4 protein-coding genes are annotated in these 13,371 nt (G+C 41.2%); 1 reads left to right on the forward strand and 3 read right to left on the reverse strand.

Going from position 1 to position 13,371, the window contains the following annotated elements:
- Positions 1–7 precede the first annotated feature (7 nt).
- Positions 8–445 carry a lipocalin family protein gene (locus tag CGC52_RS06790; RefSeq protein WP_095893848.1) on the forward strand — a complete coding sequence of 146 codons (438 nt, stop codon included), beginning with the start codon at positions 8–10 and terminating at the stop codon, positions 443–445.
- A gap of 286 nt (positions 446–731) precedes the next feature.
- Here the strand turns inward: CGC52_RS06790 and CGC52_RS06795 are convergent, their stop codons facing one another.
- The 3 genes from CGC52_RS06795 to CGC52_RS06805 form a co-directional block, all read right to left on the reverse strand.
- The gene (locus tag CGC52_RS06795; protein WP_095893849.1) at positions 732–3,188 is read right to left on the reverse strand and encodes a M1 family metallopeptidase; all 2,457 of its coding nucleotides are present in this window, start codon (positions 3,186–3,188) and stop codon (positions 732–734) included.
- A gap of 166 nt (positions 3,189–3,354) precedes the next feature.
- Positions 3,355–8,220 (reverse strand): reprolysin-like metallopeptidase, encoded by a 4,866-nt coding sequence (locus CGC52_RS06800; RefSeq protein WP_198540557.1) that lies wholly within the window; start codon positions 8,218–8,220, stop codon positions 3,355–3,357.
- Positions 8,221–8,423: 203 nt separating this feature from the next.
- Positions 8,424–13,361 (reverse strand): reprolysin-like metallopeptidase, encoded by a 4,938-nt coding sequence (locus CGC52_RS06805; RefSeq protein WP_198540558.1) that lies wholly within the window; start codon positions 13,359–13,361, stop codon positions 8,424–8,426.
- Positions 13,362–13,371 lie beyond the last annotated feature (10 nt).

Below are 13,371 nucleotides of genomic sequence, written 5' to 3' on the forward strand. Positions count from 1 at the left end.
AACAAAAATGAAGAAATTTTTTATGTTGGCTTTAATAGCCGTGAGTATGTTAACTATTTCTTGTGGGAAAAATAACGATGACACCCAACCGGAAAATGTTCGTCTTGTAGGTACTTGGAAATGTGTTAAAATAGAAAGAGTAGAAGACGGAAAAAGAATTGACCCACGAGAAGTAAAAGATGATGGTTGTACAAAATATGTTTTTACGGACAAGGTATCGACTTATTTTTTCATAAATGATGAAGAAGGTGGAAGATGTATGAGTGAGGAGGGATCATACAGAATAGAAAATGGTAGAATTTACAATAGATGGTATAAAGAAGAAAGTCAGTATGGAGAAAATGATTTTGGATTCAAATTTATAGATAATGATACTTTTGAATTTTTTGAGGATACATCTGATGAGAAAACTGGTTTAATATCCATTTACAAACGCGTTAAGTAATTGAGCATTTCAGACATTATCCCTCAAAGTGTGTAAGTTAAAAAGTTTGGTTTAAAACAATTCCCCAATTTTGGATAGGTATCCACCACTTTTTGGTGTATTTCCGAATCTTATCATTTAGATTCTCAATAGTGAAGAAAAACCACCTTTCAACATAAACTTCTAAAAATCAAAAAAATGGAGCAACACCTTAAAATTTGATGTCGCTCCATTGAATCATTTTACTTGGTTTAAAGTTGCTTTAAAGCTGTTTCAAAATCCCTTTAATACAAGGATTTTTTTCCAATTAAAACAAGGCTTTTACTTCTTCCAATAACTGTATTTGTTGTTGCAGGGAGGCGGTTGGGGGGAGTTTTCGTTTGGCGGCGATGCCCTCGTCTAGAACTCTGATAGTGGCTTTGTTGGCTTCTGAACCTTTATCGGAATACGGAGCCGCCGCTCTGAAAGATTTGGCAATAATTTCTACCAAAGCCTTATCGTCTAAGCTCATCGCCCATAGGTAGCCCTTACGGAAAATTTCGGCTTGTTTCGGGTTGTCCTTTTCTATGAACGGATAATAAATGATGTACGGAAGCACTTTCGGTAAATATTTCTCCATTTTGTTGTCCACGATTACGGAAAATACCCAAACCAATTGGTCGGAAGTGAAATTTTCGGGAGCGGATTTTAATAGGAAGTTTTTAGCTCGTGTAGGGTCTATTTTGCCGATGCCGTTGAGTGCTGCATTTTGTATGGCTGCCGAATGTACGCCCAAAGCATTTTCGAAAACAGGTAAATATTTTCGGTTTTGGGTTGCTGCCAAAGTCCACATTGCTGCCGATTTTACCAAATTTTTAGGGTCGGTTTTGGCTGTTTTTTCTATCTCGGCAAATTCTTTTTTGCTCAATTTCTGACCTGCCAAAGCATTCAAGGCTTTAATGCGAACTTGATAGAAAGGGTCTTTTATCGCTCTCATTAGCAACGGATTGTCTTGATTGGCTTCTGCAAATTCTACCGCTTGCCATCTGCTTTTGAAATCTTTGGCGTGTTGGTACTGAAAAGTATATTCGGCAGGAGTTTTGTACGATTCTTCTACCAAAATAAGAACACCTCGCGGATTGATATTCACCAAATTAGGATTGTTTTTCGCCGAGAAATAAAATTCGTTTTCCTTTTGAGCTTTCACCCAAACTTGGTGTCGGTGGTAAGTTCCGTTTTCATAAATATCCACTTCCAAAGGAAACTCAAAAAGCACATCTTCCTCCTGATTTTGAATGATTTTCAAATGAACTTTTTGCATTTTTGCATCGTAATTTTTTTCTACAGCTACAAAAGGATGCCCGTGAGAGAAAAACCACTGATTGAAAAACCAATTGAGGTCTTTTCCGCTGACTTTTTCAAAGGAAAGTCTTAGCTGATGGGCTTCTCCTGTGCCGAATTCATAAGTTTTCAAAAAATCTGTAATCCCTTGAAAAAAAGCCTCATCGCCCAAATAATCACGAAGCATATGCAAAATTGCACCGCCTTTGTTGTACGATACCAAATCGAACATATCGTCCTTGTCGTTGTAGCCAAAACGCACCAAATTTTTCAGAAAATCCGTTGAGCGGTGGCGGTATTGTCCCACTTTATTGTTGAGGTGATAGTCGGCGGCATCTTTTCCGTATTTGTATTCGTACCACAGATACTCGGAATAATTGGCAAAAGATTCATTGATGGTAAGGTTTGCCCAACTTTCGGTGGTTACCAAATCGCCAAACCAATGATGCCCCATTTCGTGAGCGATAATGGCTTCCCAATAGTTTTCGTCTGCCAAAACTTCGCTCGGCTGATGGGCAGACTCAGCGTGGCTCACCGCTGTGGTATTTTCCATTGCCCCTGCCACAAAATCGCGAACTACCATTTGTGCATATTTTTGCCAAGGGAAATCATATCCGAATTTTTTAGAGTAAAACTCCATCATTTCCGCCGTGTGACCAAAGATTTTTTTTGCCACCGATTCGTATTCTTTTTCCACATAATAATCCACGGGAATAGTGCCTCGCCACGGGGTGTCTTTCACTACGGCGAAATCGCCCACGCCCATAAAGAAGAGATACGGAGCGTGAGGTTTATCCATCACCCAATGGTCTGTGCGTAGGTGATTGGCTTCTTTTACGGAAGATTTTAAAATCCCGTTGGATAGGGTCACGAATTTATCGGGAACGGTCATATAAATTTCCTGCGTGGTTTTTTGGTTGGGCTTATCAATGGTAGGAAACCAGCACGATGAAGATTCGGTTTCACCCTGCGTCCAAATTTGGGTAGGCACATCAGGAATTTCTCCTTTCGGATTGATGAAATACAAGCCTTTGGCATCACTTCTTGCCCCCTCTTTTTCAATGACTTTTTCAGGCTGTGCCGTATAGCGAATGTACACGGTGTAGTTTTCGTTTTTCTGATAGATTTTATCCAATTTTATTTTCAGAAAATCCTTTTCATAGGCATATTTCAGCGGTTGGTCATTGAGTTTTACCTCGTGGATGAGCATTGATTTGGCATCTAAAATCAGGCTATCGGTGGCATAAAAATAAGGCGAAGCCGTGAGCCATTCTTCACCATTTAGGGTTTGATTCTCAAAGTTAAAGCCTACTTTGAGTTTGGTATGTTGGAGTTTGGTTTTCATTTCGGGAGTCGCTCGGTGAAGGGTTCTCCCCGAAGTATCGGTTTGGGCAAAAGTCTGAGAAAGTCCTACTAAAAGGAGTACAAAGGCAAGATGTTTCATATTTCATTTATTTTTTTGCAAATATAACATGTTTTATCATTTTTGTAAAATTAGGATTCTGTTCGAAAAGCCTAATTTTGATAATTTTAAAAATAATCCTTAATAATCAATGTGTTATAAATATACTTTTGTTTAAAATGTACTTTTTCGGACAGCCATTATAATATTATCTTACATATAAATATCCTTGTTTTGTGTTAGATTCTCCTGTAATGTTTTGATATTTAAATACATAGAAATACGTTCCTGTTGGAAGACGTTTACCTTTTCGGAAAACTCCTTTTACATTGGCATATCCTCGGAAAACTTCGCCATTTTTTTGGTAATTTTTCGATTCATACACTTTCTGACCTAATTCGTTAAAAATCTCAATTTGAAGATTTTTATAATTTTCGATAGGCTCAAATTTCAAGTAATTCTCGGAACCTGACTCGGTAGAAATACCATTGTAAACAATTATTTGTTGGGTCGGCTCTGTTCCTGTAGGTGGTTGCACTCCACCCGAAGGAGGTGTGGGCTGTGAAGTTTTTCGTATCGTAACTTTCTGTTCGTGAAGAACTTTATTTTCACATTCATCGGAAGCCTCCCATTTATAAATAATTACTTTATTTCCGTTTTCTTGCCTTTCTTCTTGGCTTTTAGTCACTTGAACCTTTTCAGAACAATTATCCGTAGCGCTTAGCGTTTCTTGCGTTGGCACTTCTTGATTTTCAGTAATCGAAATATCTTTCGGTAATTCTCCTGAAAAAACGGGAACTTCATTATCCCCTGCAATGGTAATAGTCTGTTTTTGGGAAATCGTTTGTCCGCAAATGGTTGCTGTATAGGTACGTACAATCGTTTTACCTGTTTTGCAATCGCCTGTTTCTGTGTCGGTATGGGTTACCGAAATTTCAGTAGTTCCATCACAATTGGAAATCTGTAATTTGCTCTCCACTTGAGGTTTATCTTTTCCACAAGACAAATTCACATCCGCGGGGAAATTTATAAAAGTTACTTTCGGTGCAGGAGTAATGGTAATGGTTTGGCTGTGTTTTGTTTCGTTTCCACAAACGTCTGTTGCTGTCCATCGGTAAATAATTATTTTATTTCCGTTTTCTACCTTGTTTTCTTGGCTCTTGGTCACTTGAACAGCAGAACAATTATCCGTAGCGGTTAAATTTATATGCGTTGGTACTGCTTGATTTTCATTAATCGAAATATCTTTTGGTAATTCTTCTGAAAAAACGGGAACTTCATTATCCCCTGCAATGGTAATGGTCTGTTTTTGGGAAATCGTTTGTCCGCAAATGGTTGCTGTATAGGTACGCACAATCGTTTTACCTGTTTTGCAATCGCCTGTTTCTGTGTCGGTATGAGTTACCGAAATTTCAGTAGTCCCCTCACAACCCGAAATTGGTAGCTTGGTTTCCGCTTGAGGTTTATCTTCTCCGCAGGATAAATTCACGTCCGTAGGGAAATTTATAAAACTTATTTTCGGAGCGGGGACGATGGTAATGGTTTGGCTGTGCCCTTTTTCATTTCCGCAATCGTCCGTTGCTATCCATCGGTAAATAACTATTTTATTTCCGTTTTCTTGCCTTTCCTCTTGGCTCTTGGCTATTTGAACCCTTTGCGAACAATTGTCCGTAGCGGTTAGCTCCTCCTGTGTAGGAATTTTCTGACCTTCAACAACCGAAATATCTTGCGGAAGCGTACTCGAAAAAGTAGGTGCTTCACTATCCCCCGCAATGGTAATGGTCTGTTTTTTGGAAATGCTTTGCCCACAAGCCTCTCCTGTGTAAGTACGTTCGATGGTTTTGCCTGTTTTACAATCGCCTGTTTCGGTGTCGGTATGGGTTACTGCAATTTCAGTAGTTCCCTCACAACCCGAAATTGGTAGCTTGGTTTCCGCTTGGGGTTTGGCTTCTCCGCAAGATAAATTCACGTCCGTAGGGAAATTTATAAAACTTTTTTTCGGAGCGGGGACGATGGTAATGGTTTGGCTGTGCCTTTTTTCATTTCCGCAATCGTCCGTTGCCGTCCATCGGTAAATAATTATTTTATTTCCGCTTTCTTGCCTTTCCTCTTGGCTCTTGGCTACTTGAACCCTTTGCGAACAATTGTCCGTAGCGGTTAGTTCTTCTTGTACAGGAACTTCCTGATTTTCAGTAATTGAAACATCTTGTGGAAGCGTACCCGAAAAAGTAGGAGCTTCATTGTCCCCCGCAATGGTAATGGTCTGTTTTTGTGAAATGGTTTGCCCGCAAGCCGAAGCTGTGTAGGTACGTTCGATGGTTTTACCTGTTTTGCAATCGCCTGTTTCGGTGTCGGTATGGGTTACTGCAATTTCAGTAGTCCCCCCACAACCCGAAATTCGTAACTTGGTTTCCGCTTGGGGTTTGGCTTTTCCGCAAGATAAATTCACATTAGCAGGGAAGTTGGCAAACGCTACTTGTTGGTTCGAACCTATGGTTATGGTTTGTGTATGTTCCACCACATTATAACAAAGATCATTGGCTCTCCATCGGTAAATCACTTTTACCAATCGTCCTTGCTCGTCCTTTATCCTTTCTTCGAATTTTTCTGCGTTAAAAGGATACCCATCATTTCTTTTATTTTCGGAAAGTTTATCAATCACCAAAATATTTTCTTGCATTGGCACTTGATTTTCATCGCTCACGTGTAGGTTGGCATCGGGCAATGTCTCTATAAAGGCAGGTGGAATGTTGTCAATAACGTTGATGATTTGTGTATGCGAAATAGGGTCGGAGCATTGGCTGACTGCCGTCCAAATACGGGTGATGGTTCTAAGGCATTGCCCATATAATTCGGTTTGCGAAAATTTCACCTCGGGGGTTTGGCAACCTCCGCTTACGGTTAAGGTAGCCGCCTGAGGAACGTTTTGCCCGTACAAGATTACTTGACTTTCAGGCAGTGCTCCAACGAAAGACAACGGGGTATTTTTCCGAACGTGAATATACTGCACAAAAGTTGCTGTATTGCCACAACTGTCCGTAGCCGTCCAAGTACGGGTGATGAGCGTATCGGTTTTTTCCTCCTGATAGGTTGGAGTTATGGGCTGCGAACCGCCTCCACAGGTAGAAACTGCTGTAACATCAGCTTTTTCAGGAATTTGCCCCTCTTTTACCTCGATGGTAGGTTCGGGCGTGTTTTGAAAAGTAACTTGCGAAGCCTCAATTTCAAAACCTCCATTATTAGGGTTGTTATTCGTTATATCGTGGGCAATATGGTCAATTACTTCAATTTTAATAATTCCCAAGCCAGAAGTGATTGTTCCGAATTGGGGTTTCCTTCCCAAAGTAATATGTGGAATGGTTACCTCTGCTGTTCCGTTGTTAGGAGCAGAAGCCAAAAGCGTATATTTATACGTTTCACCAAAATCGTCCGACATTAAAATACGTACTTTACTATCGTTTGCAAAAACATTATTATCTACATCCCACGTAAAAGTAACTTTTTCCCCTGCGGAATACTTGTTCTTATACCCGTCCTTGATTTTAAAAGGTGTTCCATTGACGATATTTACTTTGGTGTACGCTTGGTCATACAAAACCCCGTGTGAGTCGTTAGCTAAGTCGGCATCGTTTACCGCCAACCAAAAATGATACGTGCCCGTAGCAGTTGGAGAAGAGTTTTGTACCAAACTTAAATCTTTTCGGTAGTAACTTCTCTCAAAGGCAACTCTGCCCGTTTGCGTGGATTTTAAAGCTAAAAACTTTGCCGAACCATAATCAAAATTCGGAAAATTTTTCCCACCCACTTGGTGGGCGTAGTAGTATAGTTTTTGTTGCTCCGCATCCTGTGTTGGAATATAAAACTGAAAAAACGTACTGTGTGGCAATGTATATTCTTTTTTGATTTTTGCCGTGTTAATGATTGGAGCTGTATTACTGGGCTTAACCCCGTAAGGAACATTCGTAGTACCTTCAATATGCTCCACTCCTTTTATGAGTTGTGTACGTTCTTCGTCTGTATAATAGCCTACGCTCGACAACCTTTTTCTGATAACAGCAATACTTACTAATGAAAAATAATCACCCGTGGAACGCGAATTATATCCCATTACCGACATCCCTCGATTAGGTTCGGAATAATACGTCTGACTCCCTCCGGTGGTAAAAGTATGAAGCGAACCGAACAAATGCCCTATCTCGTGAGCAATAGTTGATCTACTGGCAACAGCAAAGCACAGTGCTTTACTTTTTTTTTCATAGACCCCACCGGTGGTTCCTAATCCATACGTATTTTCTGTTTGTGGGTGAATAACCACCCCAACATCGTAATCATCCTCTGATATTAATTTATTAATTTCAGTGGTTCCCCTGTCGTGTATTTGACGAGCTCTTCTGATGTAGTAAAACGGATCTGCACTACTGGTTTTGTAAATAAGCCTTTCATCGTTGACTATCTCAAATCGTACCGATACATCTCTGTGGTATAACTCGTTGAGAAAAGCCTCCGTACTTGCCCAAAATTTCCTTACTTCCTCAACATCTTGTTCGAATTTATCCGAAAAATACTTGTACGTAATGAGCAATGCTAAGCGATACACTCGTAAAACACCGTCGGAATGAACACTGTGCAATTTAAAAATTTCATTTTCTTGGTTTAATCCTTCCCCTTGCGGACGAGCCACAGGACGTGCCGTGTGCGAATGTTCTCCGCCTCCACAACAAGTACCACATTTCCCCTCTTTTGTTGCTTCTTGCTTAAAAATAACATTATTGTCCTGCGAAGTAATGTCGTACGACTTGCCCAAGAGTTTCAAATTCCCAGAAACTCCTTGACTATCAACCGATAAAACACCTATCATCTCGCCATTTTGATAGCACACAAAGGTTTTTATCCCCTTGATGGAATTGGGGCGTTCCTGCCAAAGCAACGTTTGTTTTGGGCTGTTATCAACTGAAATTTCCCACGAAACCTCGCCTCCTTTCGAAAATAGTTGAACAACCTCCGATGTTTTTACCTGTGCAAACAATTGCTGGAAAAACAAAAAGCATAAAATAGTAATTAAATTATATCTCATTGATTTATAGTTTTTCATTAAACAAAATGTGAATTTGGAGGTGATGTAAAAAGTATGATGTCTTAAAAAAGAGAGCGTCTGTCAGGCTGAGCGTAGTCGAAGCCCTATAATTACAAAGCTTCGTCACATACCCTGCTTTCGCAGGCTTTGCTCAGCCTGACAATCAGAACTTTTATCATACTTTTTATAACACGACCGTGAATTTACCTCACATATAAGTATCCCGATTTTTGATGCATTTTTTTGTCTTGGTCTTTATATTTCAACACGTAAAAATACGTACCTGATGGCAAACGTTTGCCCTTGCCTACCACGCCTTTCACGTTAGCATACCCCCTGAAAACATCGCCTTTGCGTTGATAGTCTTTGGCTTGGAATACCTTCTGACCCAATTCATTAAAAATTTCGATATGCAAGTCCGTATAACGTTCAATTGGGGCGATTCTTAGGTAATTATCCGATGCTTCTTCAACAAAAACACCATTATACACAATAATATCTTCATTGGAAGGGCTGTTCCCTCCACCTTGATTATTATCTCCTCCACCTGTACTTTTTGGCAAAACAGTTATTTTTTGAGCATATTCAAATGTATTTCCACATTCGTCCGTTGCCGTCCATCGGTAAATAACTATTTTATTTCCGCTTTCTTGCCTTTCCTCTTGGCTCTTGGCTACTTGAACCCTTTGCGAACAATTGTCCGTAGCGGTTAGTTCCCCTTGTGTAGGAATTTTCTGACCTTCAACAACCGAAATATCTTTCGGACGCGTACCCGAAAAAGTAGGGGCTTCACTATCCCCCGCAATGGTAATGGTCTGTTTTTGTGAAATAGTTTGCCCACAAGCCGAAGCCGTATAAGTACGTTCGATGGTTTTACCTGTTTTGCAATCGCCCGTTTCGGTATCGGTATGGGTTACTGCAATTTCAGTAGTTCCCTCACAACCCGAAATTGGTAGCTTGGTTTCCGCTTGGGGTTTGGCTTTTCCGCAAGATAAATTCACGTCCGTAGGAAAATTTATAAAACTTATTTTCGGAGCGGGGACGATGGTAATGGTTTGGCTGTGCCTTTTTTCATTTCCGCAATCGTCTGTTGCCGTCCATCGGTAAATAATTATTTTATTTCCGTTTTCTTGCCTTTCCTCTTGGCTCTTGGTTACTTGAACCCTTTGCGAACAATTGTCCGTAGCGGTTAGTTCCTCTTGTGTAGGAATTGTTTGATTTTCAGTAATTGAAACATCTTGCGGAAGCGTACCCGAAAAAGTAGGAGCTTCATTGTCCCCCGCAATGGTAATGGTCTGTTTTTGTGAAATGGTTTGCCCACAAGCCTGTCCTGTGTAAGTACGTTCGATGGTTTTACCTGTTTTGCAATCGCCTGTTTCGGTGTCGGTATGGGTTACTGCAATTTCAGTAGTTCCCCCACAACCCGAAATTGGTAGCTTGGTTTCCGCTTGGGGTTTATCTTCTCCGCAGGATAAATTCACGTCCGTAGGAAAATTTATAAAACTTATTTTCGGAGCGGGGACGATGGTAATGGTTTGGCTATGCCTTTTTTCATTTCCGCAATCGTCTGTTGCCGTCCATCGGTAAATAACTATTTTATTTCCGTTTTCTTGCCTTTCCTCTTGGCTCTTGGTTACTTGAACCCTTTGCGAACAATTGTCCGTAGCGGTTAGTTCCTCTTGTGTAGGAATTGTTTGATTTTCAGTAATTGAAACATCTTGCGGAAGCGTACCCGAAAAAGTAGGAGCTTCATTGTCCCCCGCAATGGTAATGGTCTGTTTTTGTGAAATGGTTTGCCTACAACCGGAAGCCGTATAGGTGCGAACTACCGTTTTGCCATCTTTACAATTGCCTGTCAGTTCGTCAGTGTGGGTAACAGTAGCGTTTTCACAGCCCGAAATACTTATATTTTCAGCCTGTGGTAAGACACCGTTACAAGGCAAATTTATATCTTTGGGAAAATTGACAAATGCCATTGTGGGTACATCTGCCGAAGCCACTTTGATAATACGAGTATAGGTTTGTGTGTTGCCAAATTCATCGGTAGCCGTCCACGTATCGGTAAGGGTTTTACCATCAAGACTTTGCTTTCTCTCTTTGGTTACAGGCACCGACTTTACGCAGTTTTGGTCACCTACAACTTCCCACGTGTTGTAATATTCTTGATTTCGGGGGTCGGACTGGGTTGTTATTACCACTTGTTGCCCCGTACATCCCTGAAAACAGTTGTCCGTAGCAGTCAAATCTTCTAAGGGAGGAACTTCGGCAGTGGTTGCCACTTCCACCGATAAAGGCAAATCTCCCGTAAATACAGGAGCTTCGTCATCGGTAACTACAATGCGTTGGGTTGCTGACAAGGTTTTACCACAGCCCGTAGCCGTATAGACCCGAGTGATGATTTTTTTATTTCCTTCCCAAGTTTGATTTTCGGTATGTGTTACCTCTGCCGAAGCACAATTAACTACTTTTAGCTCAATATCCGCCGAGGGGACTCCGTCTTTACAAGAGAGTTGCATATCGGCAGGTAGATTTTGAAAATAAATATCCGTATGATTTTTATCGACAATAATTTTCTGAGTAACCCGCGTAGGATTGTCCGTACCGTCTCGGGCTTCCCAAGTTACTAATATCGATTCAAGCCCATTAGCTCCGAAGGTATAATCTGGCGAAATAGGCTTTCTCCACTGCAATTGATTGCCACAATTATCAAAGGCAACAGGAGGGATTTCAGCATAGGTATAAGCCTGAACATCATCATTTACAACAATATCATTGGGTTGAGTAACTAAAATGGGGTTGGTATTGTCATACACAAACACCAATTGGGTATGCTCAATGGGAGCAGCGACAGGGTCGGTAACCCGCCACGTGCGTTTGAGAATGTAATTGATATGATAATCCGATTCCATTCGGGTTTGTGTTAGGGTAATTTGGGGCGACTTCCCACCCGTAACCTGCACATTAGGCACTGCCTTATCAAAGGTGTTATCGCAGTGATATACCCTATCTTGCGAAAGATTGCCTACAAATTGCAAAGGCGGTACATCTTCTTTCACAAAAATATACTGAACGAAAATTGCCGTGTTTTGGCAATCGTCCACTGCTGTAAAGGTACGTTTGATTCGGTTTGCTTCGCGTACATCGGCTACCTGCACCTGTGCCTGTCCGTTACAGCTGGTTCTTGCCTGTACGGAATGTGGCTCTGGAATAGCCCCTTCAAGTGCTGAAATGGTGGGTTCAGGTAAGTTTTCAAAAACAATTTGAGAAGGAACGACCTCAAAGCCTCCGTTGTAAGGATTATGCTCACTTAGGGCATAGGCAATGTGGTCAATCACTTCTATTTTGATAAGCCCGTGCCCTCTATTGCCCGTTTTTCCTACGGGAATATGTGGCATTGTAAAGGTAAACGTTCCGTTGTTAGGGGCTTCGGGAGTGATAATATGCTTAAACGTTTGACCAAAATCATCGGAAAGCAAAATACGTACCCTACTATCTGTACCAAAAACATCGGTTGCCACATCCCAACGTAAGGTAACCTCCTCTCCTGCTCCGTATTGTTTTTTTAAAGCAGGATTTATCCGAAAAGGTGTTGTGTTTTTTACCTCTACATCGGTCTTTACCATATCGTAATGCGTGGCGTGGGTTTGGTTGGTCAGTGCCTCTGCTCCTAAAATACCATCGCTTACCGCCAACCAAAAACGGTAAACACCACCCGTTACGCTCGGGAATTCATCTACCCTATTGCTTTTGTATTCTTTTTGAAAACGTATCAAGTTGTTATAACTCGGCTTGGCTGAATAATATACGGCATTAGACGGATTGGTTTGCAAACGTATATCGGTTTGATGGGCGGCATAGAGCAGTTTATCGTTATCAGGGTCAGAAGCGTTAATACGAAACTGAAAAAAGGTGTTTTTCGGAATTACGTATTTTGGTTTCAGGTCAGAGGCATCAATCACTGGACGGCGATTTTGAGTTTTTATCCCATAAACAGGATTTTTGCCCCTGCTGAGTATTACCTTTTGTGTACGTTGCTCATCGGAAAAATACACAGCACTATGGGTTAGTCCCTTGCGTATGGAGTGTACGCTGTACAAGGTAAAGAAATCACGAGGAAAACTATGCCCATACCCCATAATCGACCTCCCACTTTCGGGTTCTACCTTGCCCGAATCTTGGGTATTGTGCGTATGGTCAGCTCCAAACATATGCCCCAACTCGTGGGCAACAGTACTGGGAGCTCCACGACCAACTACCCCATCGGCTTTGGTGTGTTCCTCAAACACTGCATCTAAGGCAGCTTGTCCATTTACCCAAGGTAGGAAGGTTATGATTAGCCCTACATCGTAATCTTCTGGACTTATCACCGTATTCATTGCCTGAGTACTGCGTTGGTTTTCAAGCATAGATGTGCCCGAATGATACTCTTTTAACACCTCTTTTTCGGGTGTATCCAAAATAAGCCGATCATCGTCTACAATTTTGAATTTTACGGCAACAGCACGTATATAAAGTTCATTGGCAAAGGCTTCCGTTTCTGCCCAAAACCTGCGTACGGCGGTTTTATCACTTTGGAACTCCCCTGCAAATTTGTTGTAATTGATAAGCAATGCCAATCGATAAATACGCAACACTCCATCGGTGTAGATTTGAATATTATCCAAACAATGGTTGTCCAAATATCCGTGAGCGTTCGGAGTGCATACATCTGGCGTACCATTTCCTGTGGGTCTTTGGGTTTTGGAAGTTGCCTTATGAGAAGCACACAAACCGCATTGGTGTTGGTTATCATCTTCCTTAACAACAACTATATTCCCTTTTTCAGAAGTTATTTTATGAACATTACCTGCGTGGTTAAAACTCCCCGATACTGAGGTAGCATCTACCGAAAGCACCCCTATAAGCTCATCTTCTTTGTAACCTACAAAAGTTTGGATACCTGCCAAAGAGTTTGGACGTTCTTGCCAAACTACAGACAAGGTTTTCCTTTGCGAAATCGGAACTACCCACGAAATTTTGCCACCTTTTGAGAACTGCTGTCGCACTTGCTCCACTTTCAAAGAGGTTTTAAATTGCTCTTGCGAAAAGACCGATTGCCCAAATAGCACGATAAATATTAAAAAACGACGTATATTTTTCATTTTATTATTG

Source organism: Capnocytophaga sp. H2931 (assembly GCF_002302535.1).
Taxonomy (GTDB): domain Bacteria; phylum Bacteroidota; class Bacteroidia; order Flavobacteriales; family Flavobacteriaceae; genus Capnocytophaga; species Capnocytophaga canis.

Coding starts and splice junctions, on each gene's coding strand:
- CGC52_RS06790 (WP_095893848.1), top strand. CDS start 8: ATGAAGAAATTTTTTATGTTGGCTTTAATAGCCGTGAGTATGTTAACT.
- CGC52_RS06795 (WP_095893849.1), bottom strand. CDS start 3,188: ATGAAACATCTTGCCTTTGTACTCCTTTTAGTAGGACTTTCTCAGACT.
- CGC52_RS06800 (WP_198540557.1), bottom strand. CDS start 8,220: ATGAGATATAATTTAATTACTATTTTATGCTTTTTGTTTTTCCAGCAA.
- CGC52_RS06805 (WP_198540558.1), bottom strand. CDS start 13,361: ATGAAAAATATACGTCGTTTTTTAATATTTATCGTGCTATTTGGGCAA.